Raw genomic sequence first — 15,089 nt, forward strand, 5'->3', positions numbered from 1 at the left:
GTACTTTTGCCGTTAGTATGCCCGCACGCCTACCCCCATCCATCGGGAGCCCAGCATGACCCTCAACCTGACCATCCCGCAACAGAATCATTCCGATTTCACCCCCCGCATTACAGTGATCGGGGTTGGCGGTGGTGGTACCAACGCGGTGGACAACATGATCCAGTCGCAGTTGCAGGGGGTGGAATTCATTGTCGCCAACACTGATGCGCAACAGCTTTCGCACAGCAAGGCCGACCGCCGCATCCAGCTTGGCCCGCACCTGACGCAGGGCCTTGGCGCGGGCGCCAAGCCTGAAATCGGCCGCGCCGCGGCGGAGGAAGCGTGCGATGAACTGTCCCGCCACCTTGATGGCGCGCACATGGTGTTCATCACCGCGGGCATGGGTGGTGGCACCGGCACAGGGGCAGCCCCCGTCATTGCCCGCATGGCGCGCGAGCGCGGCATCCTGACCGTGGGCGTGGTGACCAAGCCCTTCATGTTCGAGGGCATGCGCCGCACCAAGTCGGCCGAAGCGGGCATTGCCGAGCTGCAGCAGTTCGTTGACACGCTGATCGTGATCCCGAACCAGAACCTGTTCCGCATGGCCAATGAAAGCACGAGCTGGCGCGACGCCTTCAAGATGGCGGACAACGTGCTGTACATGGGCGTGCGCGGCGTGACCGACCTCATGATGGCGCCGGGCCTCGTCAACCTCGATTTTGCCGATATCCGCACCATCATGGCGGAAATGGGCAAGGCTATGATGGGCACGGGCGATGCCGAGGGCGATAACCGCGCCATTGCCGCCGCCGAGGCCGCAATCTCGAACCCGCTGCTTGAAGACACCTCCATGAAGGGCGCGCAGGGCCTGCTCATCAACATCACGGGCGGCGAGGACCTGACGCTGTTCGAGGTGGACCAGGCGGCCAACCGCATCCGCGAGGAAGTGGCGGAAGACGCCAACATCATCTTCGGTTCCGCCATCGACACCTCGCTCAATGGCAAGATCCGCGTCTCGGTCGTGGCCACGGGTATCGACAACCCGCCGGGCCGGGGCGCCGCCCAGCCTGCCGGGGCAGCGGAACCTGCAAGCCCGCCGCAGCCCGCGCCGGAAGCAGCCGCGCCGCCTGTCGCCCCCACCACGGCACAGGCCGCGCCGCAGTCTCCGTCCGCGCCCCCGCTACAGCACCCCGCGGCCCCGGCCCGGCCCGGCCATGCCCCGGCACCCGGCGCCGCGCAGCGCCCGCCCGGCGCACCACGCGCGCCCTCGCCGAACGCCGTGCCGCCGCAGGCGCAGCGCAGTTCGCCCCGCTCGCCCCTGTTTACGGAAAATGCCAGGCCGCCCCAGGCGCCTGAGCCACAGGCCCCTCCGCGCAGCCTGTTCGGCATCGTGACCGGGGCGCTGCGCCGCCATTCCAACCCGCCGCAGCCCGAAGCAGCCCCGCAGCCCCAGCGCACCGAGCCTTCGGTGCAGCAGCAGCCCGTGGCGCAGCCTTCCGCCCCGCCCGCGCCGGGCAACGCCACGCCGCCTGATGACGGGGGGCTTGATATCCCCGCCTTCCTGCGTCGTCGCTCGCACTGACATGAACCATGGCGTGGCCCTTGCGGGCCGCGCCAATTACTTGCAGACAGGTAACAATAGGCAATAATCCTTGACTGTTCCGACGGGGAACAAGGCGCTAGCATGACACCATGCCAGTTACCGCGAGTTCCCCCATCTTCCCGTCAAGGACACAGGCAATGAACGGCATGGTGCCGCCCGCACATTTTCCCTTCATGCCGCCATTCAGCCATGATGGGCAGATGCAGCATACCCTGAGCCAGCCGATCAGCAGCGTGGGCACCGGCCTGCATACCGGCGCGCGAATCAGCCTGCGCCTCTCGCCCGCGGCAGAAAATACCGGCATCGTCTTTCACCGCACCGACTGCGCCATGCCGCCTGTCACCGCCCGTTACGACACGGTGGTGGACACGCAGTTGAGCACGGTGCTTGGCCACGGACCACAGGACGCGCGCATTGCCACGGTGGAACACCTGATGGCGGCACTTGCGGGCTGTGGCATCGATAACGTGCTTGTCGAGGTGGATGGGCCGGAAATCCCGGTATTTGACGGTTCAGCCGCCGAGTTCGTGTTCCTGCTCGAATGCGCGGGCCGCAGGCAGCAGGAAGCCCGCCGCCAGCAGATCCATGTAACCCGGCCCGTGCGGGTGGAAGAAGGCGACGCGTTTGCCGAACTCACCCCTGCCACGCAGCCGGGTCTGGGCATTGATATCTCCATCGATTTTCCCGCTGCAGCCATTGGCCAGCAGCGTTATGCCACGCAGGTTGACAGCCATCTGTTCCGCGAGCACCTGAGCCGGGCGCGCACTTTCGTGCTCCAGCCCGAGATCGAGCACCTGCACGCCATAGGCCTCGCGCGTGGCGGCTCGCTTGACAATGCCGTCGTGGTCAATGGCGAGAGCGTGCTCAACCCCGCCGGCCTGCGCCACCCGGATGAATTCGTGCGCCACAAGGTGCTTGATGCGATTGGCGACCTGTATCTGGCCGGTGGCCTGATCGAAGGGCATTTCAGGGGGCACAAATCGGGGCATACACTCAATAATCGCCTGTTGCTCAAGCTGTTTGCCGACAAGGCGAACTGGCATGTCGTCCCTGCCGGCACGCCTGCGGGCCAGCCCTGCACGCAGGCCGCGTGATGACGGAGTGTGAAATCCGCACGCGGAGACTTCACCCACACCCGGCACATGATATAAAGCTCCCGTAACTGGAAGAGCTGGCATGTTCGCACGCATATCACACCAAACCCCGCAGCCTTCGCGCAGCCCCTGTCAGCCGGCACGCTGGCTGGCGTTCCTGCCCCTTGCGGGGCTGCTGGCAGCATGCGGCAACAGCGCAAGCAACATCAACGAGCGCGCGCCGCGCGTCGGCTCGGCCGAGACATTGTACAATAACGGTGTCGATGCCCTGCGCTCAGACCGCTACCTGCTGTCGGTCAACCAGTTCGACACGCTGCAGCGCAACTATCCCTACTCGCAGTACACGGCCAATGCGCAGTTGATGGAGGGGTATGCCAACTACCTGCTCAACAAATACCCCGAGGCCGTGCAGCAGCTTGACCGCTTTCTGGAACTGCACCCCACCAGCACCGATGCCGCCTATGCCTTCTACCTGCGCGCGCTATGCTATTACGAGCAGGTTGCCGACGTGCAGCGTGACCAGCAGGGCACCATCGAGGCCATGGATGCGCTGGAAGAGGTGATTACCCGCTTCCCCCAGAGCCCTTACGCACGCGATGCGCAGCTCAAGATCGATCTGTGCCGCGACCATCTGGCGGGCAAGGAAATGCTGGTGGGCCGCTACTACCAGCAGCAGAACGACTTCCCCGCCGCCGCCGGGCGCTACCAGCGCGTGGTGCAGGATTTCCAGACCACCAACCATGTGCCCGAAGCACTCGAGCGGCTGGTCGAGGTGTATCTCGACATGGGCCTGCTCGAACAGGCCCGCAAGACCGGCTCCGTGCTGGCCTATAACTACCCCAGCAGCAAGTGGTACGAAGATGCCTACGTCCATCTGCGCGCCCACCACCTGATCAAGGGCGTGGACGGCAAGGACAACAAGCAGGGGCGCAACATCTTCCAGCGGGCGTGGCACTCGGTTTTCTGATTTCCGCCAACGATCCTTCGTGCTGAACAGGAACCGATCATGCTGACACAGCTCTCGATACGGGACGTGGTCCTGATCGAAAAACTGGACCTCGCCTTCCCTCCCGGCCTGACCGTGCTGACGGGCGAGACCGGGGCGGGAAAGTCCATCCTGCTTGACAGCCTTGGCCTGGCCCTGGGCGAGCGGGCCAGCGCCTCGCTCGTGCGCGCGGGCTGCGGGCAGGCCAGTGTCAGCGCCAGTTTCGAGATTGTACCCGCCCACCCGCTGCATGAACTGCTGCGCGAGCAGGGCATCATGCTCGATGATGAACACGAGCCGATCCTGCTGCGCCGCGTGGTCACGACCGATGGCCGCTCGCGCGCCTATATCAACGACCAGCCGGTCGCCGTCAGCCTGCTGCGCCGCGCCGCCACCCTTCTGGTGGAAATACAGGGCCAGCACGAGCAGATGGGCCTGGCCGATCAGGCCACCCATCTCGACCTGCTCGACGCCTTTGGCGTGCCCGGCGCGCTGCGGGGCCGCGTGGCAGGCGCTTACCGCACATGGATCGAGGCCACGGCAGAACTGGCCACGGCGCGCGCGGAAATGGAAAATGCGGCGCGTGAGGAAGACTGGCTGCGCCAGGCGGTGGACGATCTGGGCACTCTCGCCCCGCAGGAGGATGAGGAAGCCCAGCTTGCGGGCCTGCGCCAGGCCCTGCAGCAGGGCGAACGGCGCGCCGAGGCCATTGCCGCGGCCCTGGCCGACCTGGCCCCGCGCGACCGGCGGTCCCCCGGCCCGGCATCCGCCCTGCGCAATGCCAGCCGCGCCCTGCAACGCCTGCTGCCCGCCCCCACCGACCTCAACCCCGAGGCCGTGGGCGCTGCCGAGCAGGTGGCCGCACAGGAAGCGCTCAACGCGCTGGAGCGCGCGGAAGAGGCTCTGGCCGAGGCCGAGAACATGCTCTCGCGCCTGGCATCTGACGCACAGGCCGACCCGCGCCTGCTGGAACAGACCGAGGAGCGCCTGTTCGCCCTGCGTGCCGAGGCCCGCAAGCATGGCGTGTCCGTGCCCGAACTGCCGGGGCTGCTTGCCGCCTTTAGCGAACGGCTGGCCGCCCTCGATTCGGGCAATGCCCGCATTGAAGGACTGGAAAAAACCGTGGCCGAGGCCCGCGCCCGGTTTGAGGAAATCGCCCTTGAACTGACCGCCGCGCGCGAGAAAGCCGCACGCAGGCTGGAGCAGGCGGTGATGGCCGAGCTCAAGCCGCTCAAGCTGGAGCGCGCGCGCTTTATCGTATCCCTCGTGCCGCTTGAGGCCGAGGCATGGAACGCGCGCGGCAAGGAACAGGCCTCGTTCCTGATCGCGGCCAATCCCGGCCAGCCGCCGGGGCCTCTGGCCAAGGTCGCCTCGGGCGGCGAGCTTTCACGCCTCATGCTGGCGCTGAAGGTGGTGCTGGCCGGGCGCTCGGCCATTCCCACGCTGGTGTTTGATGAAGTCGATTCCGGTGTCGGGGGCGCCACCGCCTCGGCCATTGGCGAGCGGCTCTATACCGTGGGCCGCAGCGTGCAGGTTCTGGTCGTGACCCACAGCCCGCAGGTGGCGGCACGCGGTGACGCCCATCTGCGCATCAGCAAGAGCGTGAACAGGGGCCGCACCGAAACCCATGCCGCCCCGCTCGACGCGCAGGCAAGGCGCGAGGAAATCGCCCGCATGCTTTCAGGCGACACCATCACCCCCGCCGCCCGTGCCGCGGCCGACAGCCTGCTGAAAGGGGGCTGACATGCCCGCAGCCCCGACTGATGAACTGGCCGCGCAGGCCCGTGCGCTGCTGGCCGATTACGCGGCCGATGAACAGACCGAGGCCCATGCGGCCGCCACACTCAAGCAGCTTGCCAGCCTGCTGCCCGCACTTGATGCCGCCTACCACCAGCACGATGCGCCGGTGGTCGATGATGCAACCTATGACGCGCTGCGCCGCCTCAACACGCGGCTGGAGCTGGAATTTCCCCGCCATGCCCGGGCCGACAGCCCCAGTGCGACGGTGGGCGCGCCCGCCAACGGTCCCTTCCGCCGCCAACGGCACATGGTGCCGATGCTGTCACTGGACAATGTGTTCTCGCGGGAGGAATTCGAGGGCTTCGTCAGCCGTATCGCCCGCTTCCTTGGTCTGGGCGATGAGCAGGCGCGCGCACTTTCCTTCGTGGCGGAACCCAAGATCGATGGCCTGTCGATCAGCCTGACCTACGTGCATGGGCGTTTCATGCGCGGCACCACGCGCGGCGACGGCACGGAAGGTGAGGACGTAACCGCCAACCTGCGCACGTTGCGCGATATTCCCGACCAGTTGCCCGCCCCCTGCCCCGACACGATCGAGATCCGGGGCGAGATCTTCCTCTCCAAGCAGGCGTTCCTTGAACTGAATGCAGCGCAGGAGGCAGCGGGCGAGAAGCCGTTCGCCAACCCGCGCAATGCCGCCGCAGGCTCGCTGCGCCAGCTTGACCCCGCCATCACGGCCAAACGCCCGCTCTCGCTATTCGCCTATGCCGCGGGCTATTGCGATGGCCCGCTGGCCGCCACGCATCATGGCTATCTGGAACAGCTTCACGCGTGGGGGTTTCGCGTCAATCCGCTGAGCACGCAGGTGCCGGACGCGCAGGCCGCCGAAGCCTTCATGGAGCGCCTGACGCGCGAGCGCTCGGGGCTGGATTACGACATTGATGGCATTGTGTACAAGCTCGACGACCGCGCCCTGCAGGAGCGCCTGGGCTTTGCGGGCCGTGCCCCACGGTGGGCGATCGCGTGGAAATTCCCGGCTGAACAGGCCATCACCCGGTTGGAAAAAATCGACATTCAGGTCGGTCGCACCGGGGCGCTGACGCCGGTCGCCTTTTTGGAGCCGGTCAATGTAGGCGGCGTGATCGTCACCCGCGCCAGCCTGCATAATGAGGATGAAATCGCGCGCAAGGACATCCGCGAAGGCGACCTTGTGCATGTGCAGCGCGCAGGCGATGTGATCCCGCAGATAACTGGCGTGGTGCTGCCGCGCGACCATGAAACGCAGCCCTTTCTCTTTCCCCATACCTGCCCGGTCTGTGGCGCACATGCCGAGCGGCCCGAGGGCGAGGTGGTCTGGCGCTGCTCGGGCGGGCTGACCTGCCCCGCGCAGGTGGTGGAGCGGCTGATCCATTTCGTCTCGCGCGATGCATTCGATATTGATGGCCTGGGTGACCGCACCATTGTCGAGTTCCATGAACTGGGCTGGCTGCGCACACCTGCCGACATCTTCCGCCTTGGGGCGCATGAGGAAGAAATCGCGGCCCGTGATGGCTGGGGCAAGGTCTCGGCACGCAATCTGGTCAACGCGATCGAAGCCCGGCGCACCATCGAACTCTCGCGCCTGATCTATGCGCTGGGCATTCGCCGCATTGGCACCAGCAATGCCCGCCTGCTGGCGCGGCATTACGGATCGCTGGCCAACTGGCGCACGCAGATGGAAAAGGCCGCCATCGTGGGGTCGGACGAGCGGCTGGAACTCGGCTCGATCACCGGCATCGGCACCACCATTGCCGATGAACTGGTGGCCTTCTTTGCCGAGGCCCATAACCGCGCAACGCTGGATGACCTGACCGGCGAACTGACCCACGTGCTTGATGAGGAAGCGCCAGAGGCAGGCAGCCTTTCGGGCAAGACCATCGTGTTTACCGGCACGCTCACCACCATGACCCGCCCCGAGGCCCGCGCCGTGGCCGAGCGGCTGGGGGCGCGGGTGTCGGATAGCGTGTCAAAAAAGACCGATCTTGTGGTGCTGGGCGAAAAAGCGGGCTCCAAGGCGCGCAAGGCTACCGAACTGGGCATTGATACGATGAATGAGGCAAGCTGGCGCGTGCTTGCGGGCATGCCCCCTTCCCCGCAGGCCGAGGGCTGATACGCCTTGCAGTCCACACAGGCGGAAAGCCTCATGCAGGCCTTTCATGCCGCCGTGGCCGAAAGGGACGCGGCGCTGACGATTGATGACCGGGCCACGCTCGCGCTCCTGCTCGGGCATGGGGTCATGCCCATCCGGACAGGGGAAGATTTTGATGATCTCGCGCTGACTGTGAAATTATACGGCCAGCACCACCCGCAGCCCCGGACCTGAAAAGGCGGCACCAACCATCGCCTTTTTGAAAAAAGGCAACACCCTGATGCACAACATAACTGTGGCCTTGCATGGTCCTGTCGCGTAACATTTAGTCTGGAACCAGACACGGGCTTACACGCGCGGGAGCACCAGACCGACCAGCACGCCAGGCCGCCGCAGCGGGGTGCGGCATCGATTTTTCAGGGGGATGACATCTTATGACAGTTTCAGGGTCGCGGGGGCGGCTGCTGACAACGCGCCGCGAGATGCTGGGCCTTGCAGGTGGCGCGGGCTCCAGCCTGCTGCTGCCCCGCCACGCACGGGCGCAGGCCCAGCCCGCATGGCGCAGGCCGCTGGCGGAATCCGACGCCATCGTGGCGTTTGGCCATACCGGCCCCATTACCGATGGCGGCTGGTCGATGGTGCATGACCGGGGCGTGCAGGCCGTGCGCCGCACCTTCCCCAAACTGCGCACCATCTATGTGGAAAGCGTGCCCTACTCCGCCGATGCCACGCGGCTGTTCCGCCAGTTCGTGGCCGAAGGCGCGCAGATGGTCATGGCCACATCGGAATATGGCGACTTCATAAAAGATGTGTCGGACCGGGCGCCTGATGTCGCGTTCATGGAATGCGATGGCACCAATGTAACCGGCAACCTGGGCTGGTATTACGTGGCGCACTGGTATGCGAGCTATGTCATCGGCATTGCCGCGGCCCTCATGACCAAGACCAACAAGATCGGCTTTCTGGGCGCGTTTCCCATTCCCTCGGTCTATGCCTCGGCCAATGCAACATTGCTGGGCGCGCAGTCGGTCAACCCGGCCATCACGCTACAGAGCATCACCATCAATGCGTGGTTCGACCCGCAGGCGGCAACGCAGGCGGCCACAGCACTAGCCGATAACGGGTGTGATTTCCTGTGCGGCATCATGGATGAGCCGGCCTATCTGCGCGTGGCCATACAGCGCGGGCTGAAGGCGGCCATGTGGAACACCGGCATGCTCGATTACGGGCCGCAGGCCTATGTCAGTTCCGTGTGCCTCGACTTCAATGATTACTACATCAGTCAGGTGCGCAACCTGCTGGCGGGCACATGGCAGCCCGACGGGCATTTCCTCACCCTCGGCCACGGCGTGGACCGCGACGCCTGGGGGCCGACCGTGCCGCCCGAGGCGGCCGCCCGCGCCGATGACATGCGCACGCGCATGCTGGCGGGCCATAACCCCTTTGTCGGCCCCATATACGACAATCATGGCCGCCTGCGCGTGCCCGCGGGCACGGCGCTGAGCGACCTTGAAATCTATCACTCCGACTGGGCGGTGGCGGGAGTATCGGGCCTTGAATAACCCTGCGGCTCCCTCCGGCATGGCGCCGGGCACGCCGCCGGTGCTGCAGTTGCGCGGCATTGGCAAATTCTTCCCCGGTGTGATCGCCAACAAGGATGTGGACCTTGATGTGTGGCCGGGCGAGATCCATGCCCTGCTGGGCGAGAACGGGGCTGGCAAGTCCACGCTCATGAACGTGGTGACCGGCATCTACCAGCCCGAGGAAGGCGAGACCATCCTCGATGGCTACGGCCAGACCTTCACCTCCCCGCAGGACGCCATCCGTGCGGGTATTGGCATGGTGCACCAGCACTTCAAGCTGGTGCAGGCTTTTACGGTGGCCGAGAACATCCATCTCGGCTGGGACGAGGCCCCCCGCCTCGCCTCGCCTGCCGTGATGGAAGCCCGCACGCGCGAGATTTCGGAGCGTTTCGGCTTTCCTGTCGATCCTGCCGCGCGGGTGTGCGACCTTTCGGCGGGCGAGCAGCAGCGCGTTGAAATCCTGCGCGTGCTGGCGCGCCGGGCACGGCTGCTGATCATGGATGAACCCACCGCCGTGCTGACGCCGGAGGAGACGGGCGAGCTGTTCCGCGCGTTGCGGGCCTTCCGCGCGCAGGGCAATGCGGTCATCATCATCAGCCACAAGCTTGACGAGGTGATGGAGATTTCCGATCGCGTCAGCGTCCTGCGCGGCGGGCGCAAGGTGGGCACGTTCCGCACAGTGGACTGCAATCCCTCCATGCTGGCGGCCACCATGGTGGGGCGTGACATCGTGCGGCGCGACATGCGCGCGCGGCCTGAAGGCGCTGCCCCCATTGCGCCGCAACCCATCATGCAACTGCGCCATGTCAGCGTGCGCGACGACCGGGGTGTGGACACGCTGCGCGATGTCAGCCTCGACCTGCATGGCGGCGAGATCCTGGGCATTGCGGGCGTTGCGGGCAACGGCCAGCGCGAACTGACCCATGTGCTGACCGGGCTTATGGCCCGCACATCGGGCGAGATCGTGCTTGATGGCAGCGTGGTGGACCGCGCCGACCCGGCCCTGTTTGCCCATGCGGGCGTGGGCCACATCCCCGAAGACCGGCTGCGCAGCGCGCTTGCGCCCTCGCTGTCCATCACCACCAACATGGCATTGCGTGAATATACTGTCCCCCCCATTGGCCGCCATGGCCTGTATGACGCGGGGGCTGCGGGCATGCTGGCACATGACATTGCGGACCTTGCGCAGGTGCGCATTCCCGATTTTGGCATGCCCATCCGCAACCTCTCGGGTGGCAATCAGCAGCGGCTGGTGGCGCGGCGCGAGATCCGCATTGCCAGCCGGGTGCTGGTGGCCGCCTACCCCGCGCGCGGGCTCGATATCGGGGCCATTGCCACCATGCTGGGCTACCTGACCGACCTGCGCGACCAGGGGGTGGCCGTGGTGTTCATTTCGGAAGATCTGGAAGACCTGCTGAACGTGTCAGACCGCATCGGGGTGATGTTCCACGGACGCATGATGGATGTGATTGATGCGGAAAATGCGGACATCGCCACCATTGGCATGCTGATGGGTGGCCGCGAACCCACCGACCGCCAGCCGGGAGGGCCGCAGTAATGGCGACACGCGCCTTTCAGCGCCTGCCCACCGCGCCCGCGGGCCGCATTCTTGCCCTGCGGCTGGTGGCCATTGCGCTTTCATTATGCATCATTGCGGGCGTGCTGGCCCTGTCAGGCCACAGCCCTGGCATGCTGGCGGAACTGATCCTGCGCTCCACCCTTGGCTCGCGCTTCGGGCTGGAGGACCTGATGCTGTTCATGTGCCCGCTGCTGCTCACGGGGGCAGCGGTTACGGTATGTGGCACCATCGGGCTATGGAATATCGGGGCGGAGGGCCAGTTCTATGCTGGCGCCATTGCCGCGACCGGCGTGGCCCTTGGCCTGCATGGCCCGGTGCTGATCATGCTGCCGCTCATGACCATTGCGGGCATACTGGGCGGCATGGCGTGGATTACCGTGCCCACGCTGGCCCGCGCCTATGCCGGGGTGAACGAGATCATCACCACGCTGCTGCTCAACTTCATCGCATCGCTCCTCACTTATTACCTTACCACGGGGCCGTGGCGTGACCGGATCAGCGGGGCGCAGGTCTCGACGCAGCGGCTTTCGGTGTCCATTCCCGAGATGTGGGGCATCGTGCACTGGGGTTTTCCCGTTGCCATCGTGATCGTGGTGGGGCTGGCGCTCATACTGTCGCGCACGCGGTGGGGCTATGAGATCCGCATTGGCGGGGCCAACCCGGAGGCCGCGCGCTATGCGGGCATTCCGGTGCGCCTGCGCATCATCTCGGTCATGCTGCTTTCTGGCGGGCTGGCGGGGCTTGCGGGCATGTTCGAAGTCGCGGGCACGGTGCACCGGCTGCAGGGCGGCATGGCCAACAATTTCGGCTATCTGGGCATTGTGGTGGCGGTGCTGGCGCGCGGGTCGTGCCTGAACGTGATCCCGGCGGCGCTACTGATGGCGCTGATCCTTGATTCAGGCATTGTCATGCAGACGCAGCAGCTTTCGGCCTCGGTCATTCTGGCCATTACCGGGCTGATTCTGTTCATGATCGCCATTGGCGATGAACTGGCCCATTACCGGCCCGTCGCCACCAAGCCCGCGAAGGGAAAAGCCTCATGATCATGCTGCTGACAGGCATGCTGGCCACCGCCGTGCTGGCCGGTGGCGTGCTCGCCCTTGCGGCCCTTGGCGAAGTGCTGGCCGAGCGCGTGGGCGTGACCAACCTTGGGGTCGAGGGCCTTATGGCGCTGGGGGCTGTGACGGCGGTGATGACCGTCTCCACGATGCATTCACCGTGGGTCGGGCTGCTGGTGGCCATCATGGTCGGTGCCGTGGGCGGCATGGTGTTTGCCTTTGGCGCAGTGGTGATGCGGGCCAACCAGGTGCTGTGCGGGCTGGCCACGACCTTCATGGGCCTGGGGCTGTCAACCGCGCTGGGGCACAGCTACGCGGGCCAGCCGGTGGAGACGACCTTCGGGCATGTCAGCATTCCGCTGCTGTCCTCCATCCCCATCATCGGCCCGGCCCTGTTCGGGCAGAATATCCTGATCATACCGATTTACGTGCTGCTGCCGCTGGCGGCGCATTTCATCATGTTCCGCACCCGGCACGGGCTGAACATGCGCGCGGTGGGCGAGAACCCGGCGGCGGCTGATGCGGCGGGCATTCCGGTCATGGCCATGCGCTTTTGGTACGTAACCCTTGGCGGCGCCATGGCGGGCATGGCGGGGGGGTACCTGACCCTGACCTATGTGCCGGTCTGGTCAGAGGGCATGGTGGCGGGCCGTGGATGGATCGCGCTGGCGCTGGTGATCTTTGCGGGCTACCGGCCCGTTATCGTCACCCTCTCCGCCCTTCTGTTCGGGCTGGTTACGGCGCTGTCCTTTGTGGGGCAGGCGCATAACTGGCCGATTGACCCCGCCTTCCTGAACATGCTGCCCTATATCGGCACCATGGCCTTCATCATCGTGCCGGTGGTGGTGTGGCACCGCATGCGCCGGGTGATGGCAGCGCCTGCAGCGCTAGCCCAGCCTTATTACCGCGACGTGCGCTAGAGCATATCCAGTTTGAATGGACACATTCGAACTGGTGAAGATGCTCGATAAACAATGAGTTAGAGCAATTCTACTGAGCCAGAGCACAGAATAATAAAAGTTTTCAGATACTGCCTTTTTTCAAAAAAGCGGCGTTTTTGGTGAAGCTTTTTGAAAAAAGCTTCACCAAAAACTTTCTTATGATTGCTGGATGTTTTCTGAGCCAACTTTTCAAACAGTCTCTTATGGCCGGGGCTGGGCAGGATGCAGGATATCAGCGGAGATACGGCGGGCGTAGCTGGCGGAATTAAGGCTGTCGGGGAACTGACCGAGTAGCTTGAGTTCATCGACATAACGCGCGATCTGGGTTTTCAGGTCATTACCCACGGGGCTGATGCCCAACACCTCGTGGCGCATCATCTGCAATATGGCGTCCTGCTGCATGCCATCAACGCGGCCATCAAGCAGGCTCGCGGCCTCGGTCATGTGGGCGGGAAGCCAGTGGGCTGCGTTATAGAGAGCCAGCACGAGGGCCACGGCCGCCCCGGGCATATCGCGCAGCACATCGGCGGACAGGCCCAGCGCCAGATTGGTGCGCCCGGCATATAACCCGTTCACGCTATTGACCAGTTCCACTACATCAAGCACCGGGTTGCGCAACAGCCGCCAGGCGAGCGGGTCGTGCAGGGCCACGGCATCGACCGTGCCTGCGGCAAGCGCGTCATCAATTTCATCGGGCGGCAGGATGACCCAGTTGGGCGCGGTATCAGGGTTCAGCCCCTTGCGGCGCAGGATGATGGAAAAAAACAGCCGGTCAGCCATATCGGCATTGAGCACGGCAATGCGCCGCCCTACCAGATCCTCGATCTTGGCAATGCGCAGCCTGCGCCGCACCAGCAGGCGAAAGGTGCCCGCCTGCAGCCCCATGACCAGCCGCACCGGCAGGTCGGGGCTGGCCTGCCATGCCTGCAGCCATGACAGCACGGGGGCCACCGCCGCCATGGCGCGCCCTGCCTGCAGGTCGGCAATGGCGTCACGCCCGTTGGCTACACCCTCGCGCAGTTGCACGTTCAGGCGGTACTGCACAAAAAAATCCTGCCGCAGGGCAACATTATACAGGGTGGAGGATTGCGCGTAGGGCCATGACAGCGTCATGTCATGGGGCTGGCCATCAAGCAGGGCATCATCACGGCGAACAAGCCGCGCCTGCTGGCGGCTCTGCACCCATTGCGAACCCACCACGGCGCATCCGCCCGCCACCAGCATGGGCACGAGTGCGCGGCGAAGCAACTGGCGTGGCTTTCCCTCCCTGTTCTGTTCGACCATTGGCTGCGGTTTCTCCCAAGATGCGAAGGCATTACCCTTCTTTTAGCCTGCCGGGTTCTCTTTTTTCCCCTTTTTTAAAAAAAGTGCAAAAGGGGGGTTTACGCTCCCCCATCAGTGTGGCTATAAGCTGCTCACCAACGCTGATCCCGAATAGCTCAGTTGGTAGAGCAAGCGACTGTTAATCGCTGGGTCGTAGGTTCGAGTCCTACTTCGGGAGCCACATTTCCTTAAAAATTAGTGCTAGATCAGTAGGTTGCGGATTTTTTAATCTAAGCCGGTGATAGATAATGCCTCTTTCGGGAACGTGCAGATACGTTCAGGCCGGTTTTTTGTGCTGCCTGTCTTACCTTGCCCCATCATATTGGCCCTTTTGCAATCGAGCATAGCCAGAGCAGCCCCATTCTGTTTGAACAGGGCACGACCCTCACCGTGGCCTATCCGCTCAAAGGTGTGCGGGGCATGGACCCGGTCGTCAACGCATTCGGCAGACACCGACAGACCAATACGGGGAACAATGTTGGTTCAGTCGCCGTGACCGCAGACGTGCGTTTTAAATGGTAGGCCCCACCATCATGACGGCACACAGGCAGCGATAAGTACATCATGATCGACCTGTTTAAAAATATCATCGATCTGACTGCCGAAATGCGCCGGGCCTGTGACGCAGACAGCCTCAATAACGCTTTTCGCGCGCTTCTGGCCTGCCTTGGCCCGTTTGCCCATGCCGCGGGCACAGTGCATAAAACCCGGCGTGATGAACGTTACCTGATTGATACGACCTACCCTGCTCACTGGATGGAGCATTACACCCGTAACAATTATCAGAATATTGATCCTGTCATTGACCCGGTAAACCACGGTCTGACACCCTATAACTGGGATCAGGCCTATATTTGCAACGCCGACCAGAAGAAAATAATGAATGAATTTAGGGATGTCGGTTTTCAGGCCGGGCATGCCATCCCGCTTCACCTTACGCCCGGCATGTTACTGCTGGTCAGCGTGGCCTCGCCCGAAAAAGAAATCGACTTCCAGACACAGGCCCTGATCCAGTTGATTGTTGGCCAGTACCATACCCGTTATTGTCAGCTCGCCATGCTGATTACTTATAC

12 protein-coding genes and 1 tRNA gene are annotated in these 15,089 nt (G+C 64.3%); 12 read left to right on the forward strand and 1 reads right to left on the reverse strand.

Features of this window, described 5'->3' with window-relative positions; all coding sequences use genetic code 11:
* Positions 1-55: 55 nt before the first annotated feature.
* From ftsZ to GXY01S_RS11955, 10 genes are all read left to right on the forward strand, one after another.
* Positions 56-1,564 (forward strand): cell division protein FtsZ, encoded by a 1,509-nt coding sequence (gene ftsZ / locus GXY01S_RS11910; RefSeq protein WP_061275362.1) that lies wholly within the window; start codon positions 56-58, stop codon positions 1,562-1,564.
* A gap of 158 nt (positions 1,565-1,722) precedes the next feature.
* On the forward strand, positions 1,723-2,679 hold the full coding sequence (gene lpxC / locus GXY01S_RS11915; RefSeq protein ID WP_061275364.1) for a UDP-3-O-acyl-N-acetylglucosamine deacetylase: 957 nt from the start codon (positions 1,723-1,725) through the stop codon (positions 2,677-2,679).
* Positions 2,680-2,761: 82 nt separating this feature from the next.
* Positions 2,762-3,646, forward strand: a complete 885-nt coding sequence (locus GXY01S_RS11920; protein WP_061275366.1) for an outer membrane protein assembly factor BamD — start codon at positions 2,762-2,764, stop codon at positions 3,644-3,646.
* Between the two features lie 39 nt (positions 3,647-3,685).
* Positions 3,686-5,407: a DNA repair protein RecN gene (gene recN / locus GXY01S_RS11925; RefSeq protein ID WP_061275368.1), complete on the forward strand. Its 1,722-nt coding sequence runs from the start codon at positions 3,686-3,688 to the stop codon at positions 5,405-5,407.
* A 1-nt stretch (position 5,408) separates the two neighbouring features.
* A complete protein-coding gene (ligA, locus tag GXY01S_RS11930; protein ID WP_061275370.1) occupies positions 5,409-7,553 on the forward strand; it encodes an NAD-dependent DNA ligase LigA in 2,145 nt (714 codons plus the stop codon).
* Positions 7,554-7,559: 6 nt separating this feature from the next.
* Entirely contained in the window at positions 7,560-7,766 is a 207-nt protein-coding gene (locus GXY01S_RS11935; RefSeq protein ID WP_129551331.1) for a hypothetical protein, read from the forward strand.
* A 200-nt stretch (positions 7,767-7,966) separates the two neighbouring features.
* Positions 7,967-9,094: a BMP family ABC transporter substrate-binding protein gene (locus GXY01S_RS11940; protein WP_061275374.1), complete on the forward strand. Its 1,128-nt coding sequence runs from the start codon at positions 7,967-7,969 to the stop codon at positions 9,092-9,094.
* Positions 9,095-9,113: 19 nt separating this feature from the next.
* Positions 9,114-10,673: an ABC transporter ATP-binding protein gene (locus tag GXY01S_RS11945; RefSeq protein ID WP_061275376.1), complete on the forward strand. Its 1,560-nt coding sequence runs from the start codon at positions 9,114-9,116 to the stop codon at positions 10,671-10,673.
* Positions 10,673-11,737, forward strand: coding sequence for an ABC transporter permease (locus GXY01S_RS11950; protein ID WP_061275378.1), 1,065 nt, complete (start codon positions 10,673-10,675; stop codon positions 11,735-11,737). Before GXY01S_RS11945 ends, GXY01S_RS11950 begins: the two co-directional genes overlap by 1 nt.
* Positions 11,734-12,672: an ABC transporter permease gene (locus tag GXY01S_RS11955; RefSeq protein ID WP_061275380.1), complete on the forward strand. Its 939-nt coding sequence runs from the start codon at positions 11,734-11,736 to the stop codon at positions 12,670-12,672. The genes GXY01S_RS11950 and GXY01S_RS11955 overlap by 4 nt, the downstream gene beginning before the upstream one ends.
* 222 nt (positions 12,673-12,894) lie before the next feature.
* On the opposite strand, the gene GXY01S_RS11960 is transcribed toward GXY01S_RS11955, so the two are convergent.
* Positions 12,895-13,977 (reverse strand): ABC transporter substrate-binding protein, encoded by a 1,083-nt coding sequence (locus GXY01S_RS11960; RefSeq protein WP_061275382.1) that lies wholly within the window; start codon positions 13,975-13,977, stop codon positions 12,895-12,897.
* Between the two features lie 144 nt (positions 13,978-14,121).
* Between GXY01S_RS11960 and GXY01S_RS11965 the strand changes: the two genes are divergently transcribed.
* Positions 14,122-14,197, forward strand: a tRNA-Asn gene (locus GXY01S_RS11965).
* Between the two features lie 383 nt (positions 14,198-14,580).
* A partial coding sequence (locus tag GXY01S_RS11975; protein WP_061275385.1) for an autoinducer binding domain-containing protein occupies positions 14,581-15,089 on the forward strand: 509 nt, incomplete at its 3' end.

The organism is Komagataeibacter xylinus NBRC 15237 (assembly GCF_001571345.1).
Lineage (GTDB): Bacteria > Pseudomonadota > Alphaproteobacteria > Acetobacterales > Acetobacteraceae > Komagataeibacter > Komagataeibacter xylinus.